Here is a 15,301-nt window from a genome sequence, read left to right as displayed (position 1 = left end):
TCTTTTGTTTGTTAATTTGAAATGCTTGTAACTCTTTACGATTTAAACTCAATATATTTTGCCGGAACCTCATCTGTAAGCCAAACATTGTTTTCAGACAAATAAAATTTAAATCCGTCTCTGTGCATGGCACCACTTCTAACGGTTAAAATTTGTGGAACACCGCGTCTACTTCCTACTTTTGTCGCGGTTTCTTTATTTTTTGAAAGATGTACGTGCTGACGGCTCATTTTTTTCAAACCTTCTTTCTGAATATTATCCATAAACTTTGCAACGGTTCCGTGATATAAATATTCTGAGGGTTCTGTTTCAGCTAAATTCAATTCAACCGAAATCGAATGTCCCTGACTTGCTCTTATTTTCGTTTTATCTTCGTTAAAAGCGAAACGTTTTTTATCGTTGTTTTCTACGACGTAATCTAACAGGACTGCGTCTAGTTTCTGTCCTTTTTTAGAACATTTTAAAATTAATTCATCTACATCTGCCCAGCCGTTTTCGTCTAGTTTTAATCCTATTTTTTCTGGAGAATGTCGAAGCACTAAGCTTAGAAATTTACTCACTGTTTTTGCTATATTTTCATTCATGATTTCTCTGAAATTTTTAATTTTTTATTCAGTTCTTCATCCTTAAAAACGAATGGCTTTTCAGCAGGAACTACTAATTTTTCTAATTGCTGGTTCTGAACAAACGAATATTGTTCTTTTACAAATTCCGAAATATCTTCGATTAGCACAATATCATCTTTGGCAAAAGATTTTATAAAGTCATCTCTTAAACCTATTTGAATGGCTCTTCGTTCTAATTTATTTCCGTACGGATCGTGATCAGGATCCCATTGCAACCTTACAGACGACGTTTTAACCTGTTCTTGCCATTCTTCATGACTTATTTCAAGCGAAACATCATAAGAAGAATAAACGGCATTTTGCAAATACTTATTGAATGCTGAGATTTTAAGATGAATTGCCAAAACCACTTCCTGTCCTTCTTTAGTTCCCCATCCGTTTCTGTACATCATCCAAAGAAAATTTGGTTTAATCCAGGTCATTCTGGTAAGGCTAAATTCTCCTCCAAAAAACTGATTTTTTACGGCAAATTCTCCTATTTCCTTTCGATAGGATTGATATACTATTATTTCTTCATCATCATATTGAGCCATAATGTGATAGCCAGATTTTGGCCATGCTGTTATTTGCTCATCATATTTTTTTAATTCTATTTCCATTTTATTCTGTACACAATATCTTCATTGTGTTATTTATTATTTTAATCTGAGTTATTTTTATGTTGAAAATCCCAGAGGATGACATATTTATAGAAAAATTAATTTATCCCAAACGAGCCCTATCGGGGTGACATTTTTTAAATAAAAATATAAGGTGATATATCGCTCCGCTGGAGCTTTTTCCTAAAATATATACATTTAACTATAAATATTACGCTCCTATGGAGCTTATGGACTTATATCTTTCTTGAAAATTCTAAAATCATTTCTGAATCTATCATTCTAACATTAAAAATCTTGTTATTTCCATACCTGTTATTCTAATTCATCTCTAACTTCCATTAAAGCAAAACCTAACAAATTCAAGCCTTTCCATTTGGCAGGATTCAAAACATCTTTGTGATCGCAAGCCATTCCTATTCCCCAAATGGCATCGACCGGACTTGCTTCTACTATAACTCTGTCTTTTGTGTTTAGTAAAAAAGTTTTTAGCTCCGGATTCTGACTGAATTTATGATAATTCCCTTCTTTCACAATGTCAAATCTTGCGGCTAACCAAAGGGTTTCATTATAATTCTTTACTTCTCTTCCGTACTTTTTGGCTTCAGCAGGAGATTTAGCCTGAAGGATTTTCTCCAGAACTTTATCATCTTTAAACAATTCGGCTTTTTTAGCCATCATCCAGTGTTCTGCTGTTTTATAAGTTACTTTATCAACTTCAAAAGAACTTAACCACCATTGACTAAAGCAGGTTTTAGAAATGCTTCCGTCTTTATTGGGCTGATGTCCCCAGAAAAATAAAAATTTACTTTCTGTGGCTATATTTTCTATATTATATTTCATTTTTTCTTTTATTGAAACAAAGAATTCAGCTGTTTAAAATCTCCAGAATCAGGCGAAAATGATCCATATATTTCAGCAAACTGTGTAGTTAACTTTTCAAATTCATATCCCACTTCAATCTGATCCATACACGTTACAACCAAATTTCTTTTAGTACCTGGACTATAAGCAGCGTCCAGCTTTAAACTATAATTTAAAAGATCATAATCTAAATCGCCTGTTCGTAATTCTTTCTGAAAATCGTTGTAAACACAGGTTTCTTCTTCGTTATTTTTTAATTTTAATTCTCGCTCATTACTCATCCAGCCACTTCCATGTCGGGTAGAATAACTTCGGGTAACATAATACATTTCGATATCTTCGATTTGTAATTTCCGGCAAATTTCATACGCGTTTTTTGAAGTTGTGTTGGCATAGGTAACATTTGGGAAAACGCCATGATCCATGTCGAGTAAAATGCCCTGGCTTCCTTCGAAAATAAGATTCGAATAGTTTTCTAAAAAGCTGTAATCATTAATATTCCAATTCATTTCATCAATAATTTCAAGGAAATGATTTAGTTCTTCGTCGATTTCACTTTCATTTAGAAAACCGTAGTAATAGGCGATCTTCTCCAGTTTTTCTAAAAGCATTTTGCGAGGCGCAATCAAATCTATTGCGTATAATTTGTATTGTCCTTCATTACGTTTCATTGTGGCTCCAACTCCTTTACCACAAGTTCCGTGATCCAGATTTCTAACATTATTTCGGTTTTGCCAAACATCAAATGGTGTTGTGATTTTTGCCAAAGGATGAATATGAAGTTCAGTGTTTCCTTCTAGTTCTTCCAGCTCTTTTCTTTCGTTATATAAAAAAACCGGATGAATCGTGCAATGTTCACTGTAATAAGATGGCAAACCGCGAAGTGCTCCGCTTGCAAAACTAGAATGAACGTGCTTTTTATCGCCGATCATTACCGTATGTGCCGCTTGTTGTCCTGCTGAAAACCGAATAACTATAGATTCAGGATTTTGCTTCGCCAGAAAATCTGTCGTAATTCCTTTTCCTTCATCACCAAATCCTAAACCTATAACTATTTGTGCTGTTTTCATTTTGTTGTTATTATTATAATCTCTCAAAGTCGCGAAGTTTTTTTAAAGCATATTCATACGATATCTTTAAGTAATCTCAACTCATCAACTCTTTAAAACTTAATCTTTTTTATAAAAATCTTTGCGCCTCTGCGAGCAAATTTATCTTTGCTGAAAAAAAAGCTTGATAATTAATCTCGCAGAGTTCCAAAACTTTTAAAGCATTTCTATATTATCTAATCCGTCAAGCGGAATAGTTCCTAAACCTAATCCTGAATTTTTATGTTTATCGCAAATAATTTTCTTGATTACATTCGGAATTTCTTTATGATCTTCGATAGATAAACAATTTTGTCCCAGTAATTCTTTCCAGGCCACATTTGCTCTTACCGCCTGATCAGAATGTAATACACTAATATGATAAACTTCGTAACGTTTTTGTGCTTCTTTTAATAATTCAAGATGTGTATAGGTTTGTTGTCCTGAACCCATAATTTCTTTTATAGCAGATGCTGGAAGTGTTGGCAAATTAGGTTCGTCACCAACGGTAAACAACAATCCTTTTTGACCTCTTTTTTCGAAAGCATCCGTTTTAGTATGAAAAGCGGCAAAATACCAGGCCAACAAATAACTTTCACCTGCATTTCCTCCTCCTCCGCTTTCAATATAAGTTCTGGTTAACCACATATCAAGTTCTTCATCACCAGATTCAAATTGTCCTACTTGCAACGGAAATCTATCGCATTCATGATCCCCAATTCCTAAAAACAAAAGTGCCGGATCCGGAACTCCGCCCTGAATAATTCCTCCCATTAATTTTGGAAGTCCTTCTTTGATCAACTCATGCGGAATATGTCCCATGCTTCCTGTAACATCCAATCCTAAAATAATTGGAACTGAATTTGGATGAACTTCTGAATCTCTGGCTTCTCGAAATGTAATGCCGTTCGGGTTCATAGATTCATGTGCCATTCCTATTTGGTTTTGCACGAATATTTCGCTTGCAGATTTAAATCCGTAACCTGCATCTTTTGCTCTGCTTGAACGAGCGCCTAAATCATATCTTGTACCTCCCATAACTAAAATGTTTTACCAAATAAATATTCGAATCTCTTTTTTGTCACTTCAAACTGAATGTTTAAATTTCTAATTGTCAGCGACAATTCCATATCTTTTTGCACAAATGCTTCCGGTTGAAAATCAGCAAAAGTTAAACTGTTTTTATCCAGCGGACTAATATCTATAAGTCCTTCTTGTTCTCTTTCTAATCTTTTTATTTTCAGTTCAATATCTTCAACCCGGCGTCTGTAAATTAACTCAGAATCCTCGCCAATTGTTTTGGCTCTGTCTTCTCTAATCTGATCATTGTTTCTTTTTAAAGACTCAATAAATCTTGGTTTTAAATCATCACTCATATCTTTTGTGGTTTTTGTTTCAGGTTTTTCTTGTTTCAGGTTTCAAGTTGCTTATTGAACTGGAAACTTGGAATTTTAAACTTGAAATGGTTAATAGTGTTTTTTTTGTTTCAGGTTTCATGTTTTTCAAGTTCTCAGCAGTAACCTGAAACTTGAAACAAAAAAAACTTGAAACTTTCTTTAAACTAATTTATCCAGGCTGATAACTGTTACATTTTCACCTTCAAAATCTTTTACTGAATTTGTGGTGAATATTTTATCAAAGCAGTTTAGAACTTCGAAACCTTTATTAAAAATTCCGTGGCTTACGGCTAAGTATAATTTTCCGGCATTTTTCTTTTTTAATTCTTCGGCTAAGCCAACGAAAGTTCCTCCCCCATCGCAAATATCATCTACAATTAAGCAATCTATTCCGTTTAGATCGTCTTCGTAAACTTTAAAACCAGATAGTTTTCCGGTTTTAACATCGCGGCTTTTACTGCATTCTACAACATCAAGTCCGCCTAAAAACTCAGAAACTTTGTAGATTTTTTTAAGAGCGCCACCATCCGGAGAAATTAATTTTACGTTTTCACCAATTACTTTTAAAACTTCCTGAATAAAAGTATGATTCGGAATCACTTCGCAATTGTTTACCAATGCCGGAGTAACTTCAGAATGAGCATCAAAAACAAAAACTTTATTTAATTGAAGTCCATTAATAATATCCGCATACACTTTTACTGATAAAGATTCTCCTTTTATCATCACACGATCTTGTCTAGCTGCTGGGAAATACGGAATAAACAAGTCGATTGTGTTGACATCCATTCTGCGCAAAGCATCTACTGTGATACACAATAAGCCCAAATCATTGAATGAATTTAAGCGGTGTGTGATGGTTACTTTTTCATTATGATCAAAATCAGGATTGATTTTAATATGAGGTTCTCCTCCAGAAAATGTAAAACTTTGAAATTTGATTTCTTCCTGATTATTAAAAGAAATGAATTTTGGGTCGAGATTTAGTATCATAGTTTTTTAGTTTGCGTTAATTATACGCAAATATAGATTAATATTTTTATTAAACAATTTATTTTGTGTAAAAATTACGCAAACTTTATTTCGAAGTGAAAGCCTTTTTCGATTAACTCATTGTATTTTAAATCATTAAATTTAAAAAGTTTTGCAGGACGACCACTTTTTATGGGCGAAAAATGTTCTGTTTGATCTAAAAATCCGTAACTGAGTATTTTTTTTCTAAAGTTTCGTCGGTCAATTTCTTTTTCAAGAATCGTACAATAAAGGTTTTCAAGATCCGAAAACAAAAATTCTTCGGGAAGTAAATCGAAACCAATTGGCTCATAGGTTAATTTAGCTTTTAATCTTGTTATTGCAGTTTTAAGAATTAAATTATGATCAAATGCTAGTGAAGGAATTTCATCTATTTTAAACCATTGTACTTTCTCTGCATCAGTATCTGCTTTAATTTCAAGATTCGAAGCATCGACCAAAGCATAATAGGCTACAGAAATTACCCGGTTTCTGGAATCCCTGTAAATATCATCACCAAATGTGTACAACTGTTCCATGAAAGTGAGCTGAACATTAGTTTCTTCGTGCAATTCTCTAATTACTGCATCGCTCAAAGACTCATCATTTTTTACTAATCCGCCCGGTAATGCCCAATACTTATCTGCGGAGCCAAATTTCTGCTCAATTAAAAGCACATACAAATTGTTGTTCTTGTAACCAAAAACAATGGCATCAACTGCAATTCTAATATTTTGTAAATTTTCCATAACTTAAAAAGGATCTGCCACGAATTGCACTAATTTTCACAAATTACTATTTAATTGATTAGCAAAAAATTAGTATTAATTCCTGGAATTCATAGCCCAAAAAAAGATTTTGTGGCTAAAAAAAATTATAATCTATTACCAAAGAACAATTTCAATTCTTTAGCAACAATATCAAAAAACGAATTTAAATTATTATTTTTTGGTGCTAATAAATACACAAATTCCTCCGGAACGTGAAAACTATTCCATAATAACTGCAATTTATTTTCTTTAATATAATTTCTCGCATTACAATTCCAGGTTACGGCAACTCCTTCATTTTTGGATAAGAGCCTGAGCATATCAGATTCTGAAGGAATGATATAATTAGGAACCATAGAAGGTCTTTTTTTATTAAAAGCATGAAGCCAGAACAATTTTATATGCGGAATTCTTGCGTCATGACTGTACCATTTTTGACCGTTGAGCCATTGTTCTATTTCGGTGTAATTATCTGCTTTTAATTTCTGGCGAAATTCTGTTATGTCTAAACTTGTTGGCGCAACCATTATCAGTTTAATTTTTCCAACAATTTCATAAGTAGTATCAAAAGTATCAAACCTTTTTGTGGTAATGGCAAAGTCAAGTTTTTTAGCATCTACCAAAGTAAAAAGTTCATCATTTTCTGCAAAAGTAAAATCGATTAAATCAAACTTAGAAATTAAAAGATCACCCACACAATTAAAAAGATGTTTTGAAATTCCCACAGAAATTAATCTGTTGGCATCTTCTGCTTTAGCCCGAAAACCGGCTTCGACACTTTCGAGTCTGTCCAGCGCATCTATTATTAAATTATTCAGTAACTTAGCGTATTCCGTTGGTTCTACGCCTTTTGACTTCCGGTTAAATAATTTGTTTCCAACATGAGCTTCCAGCATAGAGATTTGCTGGCTAACTGCAGGCTGACTCATAAATAACTCTTTTGCAGCGATAGAAAAATTTCCGTTTTTATAAACCGCTTTAAATGTTCTGTACCATTCGAGATTTACCATGACATAAATTTATTTATAACAAACATAGTTTATTTTATTTTTACAAATATCACTTTAGCTGTAAATTTGATCAAAATTTAAACTTATGAAAAAGATAGCTTTACTCGCGATTATAACATTAACAGCTTTTAGCACAACGGCTATAGCTCAAAAAACAAATAAAAAAAGCATGAAAAAAGTATTATTTGTTGTGACCAGTAACGATAAACTGGGCAATACAGGAGAAAAAACAGGATTCTGGTCAGAAGAATTTGCTGCACCTTATTATGAATTATTAGATCAGGGAGTAGAAATTACAATTGCGACCCCGCTTGGAGGTCAACCGCCAATTGATCCAAAAAGTGCTGATCCGGCATCTGCAACAGAAGATACTAAACGTTTTGATGCTGATAAAACATTGCAGGAAAAATTAAAACACACACATAAATTATCGACTATTAATCAAAAAGATTATGATGCCGTTTTCTATCCAGGAGGTCACGGACCACTTTGGGATTTAGTCGAAGATAAAAACTCAATTGCTTTAATTGAATCTTTTTATACGCATAAAAAACCTGTAGCTTTTGTTTGTCATGCTCCGGCAGTTTTAAAAAATGTGAAAGTAAACGGTGAATTTTTAGTAAAAGGTAAAAAAGTAACCGGTTTTACAAATGAAGAGGAAGAAGCTGTAGGTTTAACTAAAGTTGTTCCGTTTTTATTAGAAGATGCTTTGACACAAAATGGAGCTAAATTCTCAAAAGGACCAAACTGGGCACCATATTCTGTAGAAGATGGCCTTTTGATTACAGGACAAAACCCGGCTTCGTCTAAATTAGTCGCTGGTAAATTATTGGAAAAATTAACTAAATAAGATGCTAAGGCACTAAGTCACTAAGATTAAAAACTTAGCCACTTAGTGCCTTAGCATCTCAGAAACTATAAAAAAACATGCTAAACTTTGAATTATATAATCCGACGAATTTAATTTTCGGAAAAGGACAAATTGAAAAACTATCTACTTTAGTTCCTAAAGATGCTAGAATTCTTTTGGCTTATGGTGGTGGAAGTATCTTTAATAATGGAATTCATGAACAGGTAATCAAAAATTTAAAAGGTTTTGATATTGTAGAATTTGGCGGAATTGAGCCGAATCCGCATTTTGAAACGCTGATGAAAGCTGTTGAAGTGATTAAAAAAGAGAAAATTGATTTTATTCTGGCTGTTGGTGGCGGATCTGTTATTGATGGAGTAAAATTTATTTCGGCAGCTGTTAACTTTGACGGAAATCCGATTGATATTTTGCAAAAACGTTTGTTGATTAAAGAAAATGCAATGCCTTTTGGAACTGTTTTGACTTTGCCTGCAACAGGAAGCGAGATGAATTCCGGTGCTGTCGTTACAATTACAGAAACTCAGGAAAAACTTGCTTTTGGCGGAAGCGCCATGTTTCCGAAATTCTCCATTTGCGATCCAACCGTAATTGCATCATTACCAAAAAGACAATTACAAAATGGTGTTGTAGATGCCTATACACATGTAATGGAGCAATATTTAACGTATCCGCACGAAGGGTATTTACAAGATCGAATTGCTGAGGGGATTTTACAAACTTTAATCGAAGTTGGGCCAAAAGTGGTTGAAAACCCAACAGATTATGCTTTGGCTTCTAATTTTATGTGGAGCTGTACGATGGCTTTAAACGGATTGATTCAAAAAGGTGTTCCATCTGACTGGGCAACGCACATGATTGGTCATGAATTAACGGCTTTGTACGGAATTGATCATGCCAGAACTTTAGCTATTATTGGCCCAAGTTTATACAACGTGATGTTTGACACCAAAAAACAAAAATTAGCGCAATACGGCCGAAGAATCTTTAATCTTGAAGGTTCTGAAGATGAAGTGGCTAAAGAGGCAATCAATAAAACCGTTGAATTTTTCCATACCATGGGAATGGACACTAAACTTTCTCAATACATTGAAGATTATGGCAAAACGGCCGACTTTATTGTAAATCGTTTTGACAAAAGAGGCTGGAAAGGTTTAGGAGAAAAACAATTGATAACTTTAGACAAAGTAAAATCGATTGTTGAGATGAGCTATTAGTCACAGTCGCAGTATTTAGTCGCAGTTGAAACTTAAAACTGTGACGGTAAACTGAAAACTAAAAAAAAGGCGTTCTTAATTTTTAGGAACGCCTTTTTACAATACTAAAACAAAACTAACTAACTCAATTTTTGCTAAACTCATTAAAATTCTAATTTATAATCACTTATAACGTTGAGTTTTTATTTTTATTGTGTTTAGTATAAAATATTTCTTATTTTTTTATTCGGGAACATTTTAAGTATATTATTTTTAATTCATTTATTTCTTTATAAAAAGATCTTTTTTGGATGTGTTATATTATATGAAACTTAATAAGTTGCATTTATCTATTTCTTTTTAATGCTTTACAAGAACCTTAAAGTTCATTTTACAAATTTTCTTAAATGAGATTTTGTATTATTACTACATTATTAAGTACTTTTGTTTTAAATTATTAAAATAATGAGCGAAAATTTAAAATTTGCGGTAATTGGAGGAGGAAGCTGGGCAACGGCAATTGCAAAGATGTTATGCGTGAATCTTTCAGAAATTGCCTGGTACATGCGTAATGATGCTGCGATTGAGCACATTCAGAAATATAAGCACAATCCAAATTATTTAAGTTCTGTTGAATTTGATACCCATAAACTTAAACTGACTAATAATATCAACGAAGCAATTGAATATGCCGATTATGTAATTTTTGCAATTCCATCTGCTTTCTTAGATGCTGAATTAAAAAACTTAACGGTTTCTTTGAGCAATAAAATTATTTTTTCAGCGATCAAAGGAATTGTTCCTGAGACGAGTTTAATTGTTGGAGAACATTTTCATATTCAATATGACATTCCGTATTATAACATTGGTGTTATTACTGGTCCTTGTCATGCTGAAGAAGTAGCATTAGAAAGACTTTCATACTTGACAATTGCTTGTGGAGATCCGGACAAGGCCAAAGTTGTTGCTAAAACATTATCCGGAAATTATATCAAAGCCAAAATTTCTGATGATATTATTGGTACTGAATATGCGGCAATGCTTAAAAATATTTATGCAATCGCTGCCGGAATTGCTCACGGTTTAGGTTACGGAGACAACTTTCAGTCGGTTATGATGAGTAACGGAATTCGCGAGATGAAAAAATTCATCAAAAAAGTACATAAAATGAAACGTAACATTAATGATTCAGCTTACTTAGGCGATTTATTGGTTACAGGATATTCTGTATTCTCCAGAAACAGAATGTTTGGGAATATGATTGGAAAAGGTTACACTGTAAAAAGTGCCATGATGGAGATGAGTATGGTTGCCGAAGGTTATTATGCTACAAAAAGTGCTTATAAACTAAATCAGGGTTATGGAGCAAAAACTCCAATTATAGATGCCGTTTATGCCATTTTATATGAAGGAAAAGATGCTAAAACTGTCTTTAAAAAACTAACAGAATCCTTGGATTAGGTTTGCAGTCGCAGTGACAGTTTTCAATCGCAGTCTTAAAAATTTTTTTTAATACAAAAATAAAAAGAGTCAGGAAATATAAATTTCTGACTCTTTTTTTATGTCAAATCCATAGAAATGTTAAGCTGCAGCAAAAAAACTACCCAATTAACAAGAAATATTCTGCTTGAGAATACATCAAACATACATCTTACTCTAAAAAATCAAACTCTTTACTCTTACAAAACCACTAAAAGATCATTTCATTGTTTCTCAATAAGATATAATAAATTCTTAAAACTTATTGGCTGTTTTTTTCTCACAAATTGATGTACTTATAATTTTAAACTTCCTTATTTTTCATTGCTTCACAAAGAATTATTGATACATTTGCGTCATTATTTTTATTGATTCTAATTAAAAACAATGCGTTCTATTATATTTCTTCTTTTAATTTCGAGTTCTGTTTTTTCTCAAAGAGTTATAACAGGTAAAGTTATAGATAAGGAAACTTCAACAACATTATCCGGTGTTTTCATTCGTGATACAAAATCTGACAATTGGAGTATTTCAGATAAAAACGGAGCTTTTCAAATTACAATTCCTTATTTTGAAGATATAGTGCTAAATTTTTCTTTATTAGGAAAAATGGAGTCTAATATTGCTTTAAAGAATGGTCAAAATTATATCGATGTTTCTTTAGAAGATAATACACTTCGCCTTAAAGAAGTTGTTGTTACTGCTAATAAACAGAGACAATATTCTGAATTAACATTAGGTAAAAATGCGATTAACAATGTTCAGGCTTTTTCGCTCGATGATGTTTTGCAGCAACTTCCGGGACAGACTACTACAACTTTTGACTTAAATAATTTTAAAAATATAGTATTTCGAACTGCAACTCCAAACTCAACTTCCTACAACACAAAAGCATTTGGGACTTCATTTGTTATAAATGACATTCCGATATCAAATAATGAAAACATGCAGGCTTTCAATCCAAATGGCCTTACGTTTGATACTTTTGGCACGAAAAACAAGACTTTTACAAACGCAAATAAGGGCATTGATTTAAGAGAAATTTCAACAAACAATATCGAAGAAATAAAAGTTATTCAAGGAATTCCATCTGCAAAATATGGTGATTTGACATCTGGTCTTGTTTTAATAACAACTAAAATAGGGAGAAGTCCTTATCGTGTATCTGCATCGATTAGGGATGCAACATCTGAGTTAAACTTAACAAAAGGGTTTCAATTAAACTCAAATAACTCTATGAATGCTGCGATCAATTATCTGGATTCTAAAGCTGATCCAAGAGATAATCTTTTAGACTATCAGAGAGTAAGCGGAAACATGTCCTGGTTGTTCAAAAACAACTCTTCCAGCATCAAAAACATAGTAAGTACTTCTTTCAGAATGAATTTAGATGAGGCTAAGACGGATCCGGATGATATTAATGCGGCCGTTGCCAGAAATGAAAAAAAGGGTTTTTCTATTTCAAATAATCTAATGTGGAAACCAAAAAACTTATGGGTCGATGGTATAAATATAAATGGAAGTTTTAGTTATGACAAACAACTTTCTACAAGAGATAGATTTACAAATGTTGCCAATGCAGCAGCCACAGACAGTTATGATGAAGGGATCCATGAAGCGATCATATTACCTTCACAATACACGAGTGTTAGCATGGTAGAAGGTATTCCGATATCGACTTATATAACTTTAGAAGCCAACAAAACGCTCACGAATGAATCAAAATGGATTCACAGTCTGGTTTTTGGAGTTTCAAATAGAACAAGTGCCAATAAAGGGGCAGGAAGAAAAAATGCAGTGACTGGTTTATTAACTTTCTATGCACTTACACAAAATCGGGATAATGCGTTAGGATACAGAGATTATTCTTTTAATAATACTAAGACAGAAAATCAAATGTCTGCCTATTTTGAGGATAGGATTTTTAAAAAGTTTGAAAACGATCAAATTCTTAATGTCGATCTTGGATTAAGATTCGATAATCAAGTAGGAAATATGTCATTTCAGCCTCGTATAAATTCTTCTTTTGCATTTGATAAAACAGTCAAAATACGTGGTGGATTTGGATTATCATCAAAAGCCCCTTCTCTTAATCAGCTTTATACAGGAGATCGTTATTTAGATAAAATTGTGGGCAGCGGAATTTATACCTATCCCGGAGTTTATCAAAAAGCATGGATTCAAACTATAATAACACCTGGCGACAATTTAAATCTTAAACCAAGTAAATCATATCGATCTGAGGTTGGATTTGATCTTAACCTTCCTTTTGCGATACTGAATTTTACAGGATATTATAATAAACTTTATAATGGCTTTTCAGACCAAAAAAACCCTGAATATAAAGTCATTCCAAAAACTGAAGTGGTTATTGTGGGAGCTGAAATTCCTACTTATCAAATTATTGGAACTGAAAATTTTTATTATTTCACTAATACATTAACCAATAATAGCACAGCAGAAGACAGAGGAATTGAGGCCACAATAAACTTTCAAAAGATAGAATCTTTAAATCTCGATATTAGTATGAATGCTTCTTATGTGGCTTCTAAAGATTTCTCTGATGTAAAATCTTATATCGCATCTACAAGTCTTTTATCACCGGAGCGATATGGTGTTTTCAACCCACAAACAAGTATGAATGATAATTTTACCATGGGTTTTAATTTTAATTATCACATTCCGTCTGTAGGTTTATTAGTTTCTATGCGAAGTGAACACATTTTATTACGAAATACAAAATCGGCTACTTCAAATTTTCCAAATGGTTACTTAGATTCAGAACTGGTATATCATGAAATCCCGGTAGAGGAAAGAACAAACATCCAAAAATATGGACATCTTATACAGAACTACAGCGAAAAGGAAAACAATTTAGACAATGCTCTTCATAATTTCCATTTACGCGTTTCAAAAGATTTCTTAAATGGGTTCAGCGTTTCTCTATATGCTACCAATTTCCTGAACTTAAAACCTCATTATTATGATGAATTCGGCAATAAAACTTTATCAAATATTGCAACTTTTTCATTTGGAACAAGGCTTGACTATGAATTTTAAACTAAATATATAAACACCATGAAAAAAATTCTTCTCTTACTTATAACTTTATTTGGATTCTTAATACAATCCTGCAGCAACAATGATGAAAATGAGGCATTAAAACCTGTAAATTTTTCGATTAGCGTCAAATATGACGAAACATTTAATGCTCAAATTACAAAAAAAGCTGCTGTTACTATTGTAAATAATGAAACAGGAAATAAATATACAGTAGAATCAGATGCTAGTGGTATTGCACAATTTAAACAGATATTACCCGGAGTTTATTCCGTTTCTGCTACTAAAGTTATGCAATCTGCAGAATTCACTGAGACTTTTGGTTATACTCCTACTGAAACCGAAATTAATTTTAATGGATCTGAAAGCAGTCTAACGGTAAACAACACAATAGATTCAGTCAATATTGTAATGAAAACTTCTAAAGTAGGTGATTTTGTAATTAAACAAATTCATTATGGTGGTTCTGATACTCAAAAAGGAGCGTCGATCAGAGATCAGTTTATTGAAATTTACAATAATTCAAATACAGTACAATATGCAGATGGTTTATACATCGCTCAATTATACGGTTCTTTTGCTACAACAGTATTTCCTTATACTTTGGCAAACGGACAATATGACTGGAGTAAATCTGCAGGTATGACTTTAGGGGACAAAGCGAATACAGATTACGTGTATGCCTCTAATATTTTTATAATCCCTGGAAATGGAACACAATATCCAGTTCAACCGGGTAAAAGTATTGTAATTGCTCAAAATGCAATTAACCATAAATCTAATTATATGGATAATAACGGAAAATCTGTAAGCATATTAAGCCCGGAACTAACACTTGACTTAAGTACTGCTGATTTCGAATCATTTTTAGGAACCTATCTGGGTGATACCTACATATATGACATTCAAAATCCAGCCGTTCCGGATTTAGGCATTGCGTATTGGGGTAATAAAAACAAAGACATGATATTAGATACGGCGGGAAGATATGGTTATGCAATTTTTAAAATGACCAGTACGGATTTTGCAAGCCTAAAAAGCTACAAAAATCCAAAAGGAGATACTGCTTTATATTTGCAGGTTCCTAATACAGCACTTGTGGATGGAGTTGATACAACAAAAGATTTAGGTGCAAATTATATTCCAAAAAAATTAGCTACTCAAATAGATGGAGGTACTACTTATTTGCCATCTGGTGCTTTTTCATCTAAATCAGTAATTAGAAAGACTAAAACAACAATTGCCGGAAGAATCATTTTGCAAGACACAAATAATTCCAGTAATGATTTTGTAGAAATAACAGCAAATCCCCGAGGATTCAACTAATTTTTTT

Annotated in this window: 14 protein-coding genes; 5 read left to right on the top strand and 9 right to left on the bottom strand. The window is 32.7% G+C overall.

What is annotated here, in order from left to right:
• Positions 1 to 35: 35 nt before the first annotated feature.
• The 9 genes from BXU01_RS06890 to BXU01_RS06850 all read right to left on the bottom strand — a co-directional run bounded on the left by BXU01_RS06890 (position 36) and on the right by BXU01_RS06850 (position 7,365).
• Entirely contained in the window at positions 36 to 584 is a 549-nt protein-coding gene (locus tag BXU01_RS06890) for an RNA 2'-phosphotransferase (protein WP_083692497.1), read from the bottom strand.
• Positions 581 to 1,225: a DUF4291 domain-containing protein gene (locus BXU01_RS06885; RefSeq protein ID WP_083692496.1), complete on the bottom strand. Its 645-nt coding sequence runs from the start codon at positions 1,223 to 1,225 to the stop codon at positions 581 to 583. The genes BXU01_RS06890 and BXU01_RS06885 overlap by 4 nt, the downstream gene beginning before the upstream one ends.
• Before the next feature lie 315 nt (positions 1,226 to 1,540).
• Positions 1,541 to 2,068: an NADAR family protein gene (locus BXU01_RS06880; RefSeq protein WP_083692495.1), complete on the bottom strand. Its 528-nt coding sequence runs from the start codon at positions 2,066 to 2,068 to the stop codon at positions 1,541 to 1,543.
• 8 nt (positions 2,069 to 2,076) lie between these two features.
• Positions 2,077 to 3,159 carry an adenylosuccinate synthetase gene (locus BXU01_RS06875; protein WP_083692494.1) on the bottom strand — a complete coding sequence of 361 codons (1,083 nt, stop codon included), beginning with the start codon at positions 3,157 to 3,159 and terminating at the stop codon, positions 2,077 to 2,079.
• Positions 3,160 to 3,354: 195 nt separating this feature from the next.
• Positions 3,355 to 4,215, bottom strand: coding sequence for a hypothetical protein (locus BXU01_RS06870; protein WP_083692493.1), 861 nt, complete (start codon positions 4,213 to 4,215; stop codon positions 3,355 to 3,357).
• Between the two features lie 2 nt (positions 4,216 to 4,217).
• Positions 4,218 to 4,553 (bottom strand): hypothetical protein, encoded by a 336-nt coding sequence (locus BXU01_RS06865; protein ID WP_031455095.1) that lies wholly within the window; start codon positions 4,551 to 4,553, stop codon positions 4,218 to 4,220.
• A gap of 180 nt (positions 4,554 to 4,733) precedes the next feature.
• On the bottom strand, positions 4,734 to 5,567 hold the full coding sequence (gene prs, locus BXU01_RS06860) for a ribose-phosphate diphosphokinase (RefSeq protein WP_083692492.1): 834 nt from the start codon (positions 5,565 to 5,567) through the stop codon (positions 4,734 to 4,736).
• Positions 5,568 to 5,641: 74 nt separating this feature from the next.
• Entirely contained in the window at positions 5,642 to 6,334 is a 693-nt protein-coding gene (locus BXU01_RS06855) for an NUDIX domain-containing protein (RefSeq protein ID WP_083692491.1), read from the bottom strand.
• Positions 6,335 to 6,459: 125 nt separating this feature from the next.
• Positions 6,460 to 7,365 (bottom strand): LysR family transcriptional regulator, encoded by a 906-nt coding sequence (locus tag BXU01_RS06850; RefSeq protein ID WP_083692490.1) that lies wholly within the window; start codon positions 7,363 to 7,365, stop codon positions 6,460 to 6,462.
• An 85-nt stretch (positions 7,366 to 7,450) separates the two neighbouring features.
• Here BXU01_RS06850 and BXU01_RS06845 point away from each other — a divergent pair, with 85 nt between their 5' ends.
• From BXU01_RS06845 to BXU01_RS06825, 5 genes are all read left to right on the top strand, one after another.
• On the top strand, positions 7,451 to 8,215 hold the full coding sequence (locus BXU01_RS06845) for a type 1 glutamine amidotransferase domain-containing protein (RefSeq protein WP_083692489.1): 765 nt from the start codon (positions 7,451 to 7,453) through the stop codon (positions 8,213 to 8,215).
• 77 nt (positions 8,216 to 8,292) lie between these two features.
• The gene (locus tag BXU01_RS06840; protein WP_083692488.1) at positions 8,293 to 9,450 is read left to right on the top strand and encodes an iron-containing alcohol dehydrogenase; all 1,158 of its coding nucleotides are present in this window, start codon (positions 8,293 to 8,295) and stop codon (positions 9,448 to 9,450) included.
• A 444-nt stretch (positions 9,451 to 9,894) separates the two neighbouring features.
• Positions 9,895 to 10,890 (top strand): NAD(P)H-dependent glycerol-3-phosphate dehydrogenase, encoded by a 996-nt coding sequence (locus BXU01_RS06835; RefSeq protein ID WP_083692487.1) that lies wholly within the window; start codon positions 9,895 to 9,897, stop codon positions 10,888 to 10,890.
• Between the two features lie 405 nt (positions 10,891 to 11,295).
• Positions 11,296 to 13,968 carry a TonB-dependent receptor domain-containing protein gene (locus BXU01_RS06830; RefSeq protein ID WP_083692486.1) on the top strand — a complete coding sequence of 891 codons (2,673 nt, stop codon included), beginning with the start codon at positions 11,296 to 11,298 and terminating at the stop codon, positions 13,966 to 13,968.
• Between the two features lie 18 nt (positions 13,969 to 13,986).
• The gene (locus BXU01_RS06825; RefSeq protein WP_083692484.1) at positions 13,987 to 15,294 is read left to right on the top strand and encodes a DUF4876 domain-containing protein; all 1,308 of its coding nucleotides are present in this window, start codon (positions 13,987 to 13,989) and stop codon (positions 15,292 to 15,294) included.
• The last annotated feature ends 7 nt before the right edge of the window (positions 15,295 to 15,301 follow it).

It is taken from the genome of [Flexibacter] sp. ATCC 35103, assembly GCF_001975985.1.
Taxonomy (GTDB): domain Bacteria; phylum Bacteroidota; class Bacteroidia; order Flavobacteriales; family Flavobacteriaceae; genus Flavobacterium.
This window is presented reverse-complemented; position numbering and strand designations above follow the sequence as displayed.

Bases quoted from the DNA above. Each gene is read 5' to 3' on its own strand.
- prs (WP_083692492.1), bottom strand. From the start codon at position 5,567: ATGATACTAAATCTCGACCCAAAATTCATTTCTTTTAATAATCAGGAA.
- BXU01_RS06825 (WP_083692484.1), top strand. From the start codon at position 13,987: ATGAAAAAAATTCTTCTCTTACTTATAACTTTATTTGGATTCTTAATA.
- BXU01_RS06850 (WP_083692490.1), bottom strand. From the start codon at position 7,365: ATGGTAAATCTCGAATGGTACAGAACATTTAAAGCGGTTTATAAAAAC.
- BXU01_RS06880 (WP_083692495.1), bottom strand. From the start codon at position 2,068: ATGAAATATAATATAGAAAATATAGCCACAGAAAGTAAATTTTTATTT.
- BXU01_RS06835 (WP_083692487.1), top strand. From the start codon at position 9,895: ATGAGCGAAAATTTAAAATTTGCGGTAATTGGAGGAGGAAGCTGGGCA.
- BXU01_RS06845 (WP_083692489.1), top strand. From the start codon at position 7,451: ATGAAAAAGATAGCTTTACTCGCGATTATAACATTAACAGCTTTTAGC.
- BXU01_RS06870 (WP_083692493.1), bottom strand. From the start codon at position 4,215: ATGGGAGGTACAAGATATGATTTAGGCGCTCGTTCAAGCAGAGCAAAA.
- BXU01_RS06840 (WP_083692488.1), top strand. From the start codon at position 8,293: ATGCTAAACTTTGAATTATATAATCCGACGAATTTAATTTTCGGAAAA.
- BXU01_RS06885 (WP_083692496.1), bottom strand. From the start codon at position 1,225: ATGGAAATAGAATTAAAAAAATATGATGAGCAAATAACAGCATGGCCA.
- BXU01_RS06865 (WP_031455095.1), bottom strand. From the start codon at position 4,553: ATGAGTGATGATTTAAAACCAAGATTTATTGAGTCTTTAAAAAGAAAC.
- BXU01_RS06890 (WP_083692497.1), bottom strand. From the start codon at position 584: ATGAATGAAAATATAGCAAAAACAGTGAGTAAATTTCTAAGCTTAGTG.
- BXU01_RS06830 (WP_083692486.1), top strand. From the start codon at position 11,296: ATGCGTTCTATTATATTTCTTCTTTTAATTTCGAGTTCTGTTTTTTCT.
- BXU01_RS06875 (WP_083692494.1), bottom strand. From the start codon at position 3,159: ATGAAAACAGCACAAATAGTTATAGGTTTAGGATTTGGTGATGAAGGA.
- BXU01_RS06855 (WP_083692491.1), bottom strand. From the start codon at position 6,334: ATGGAAAATTTACAAAATATTAGAATTGCAGTTGATGCCATTGTTTTT.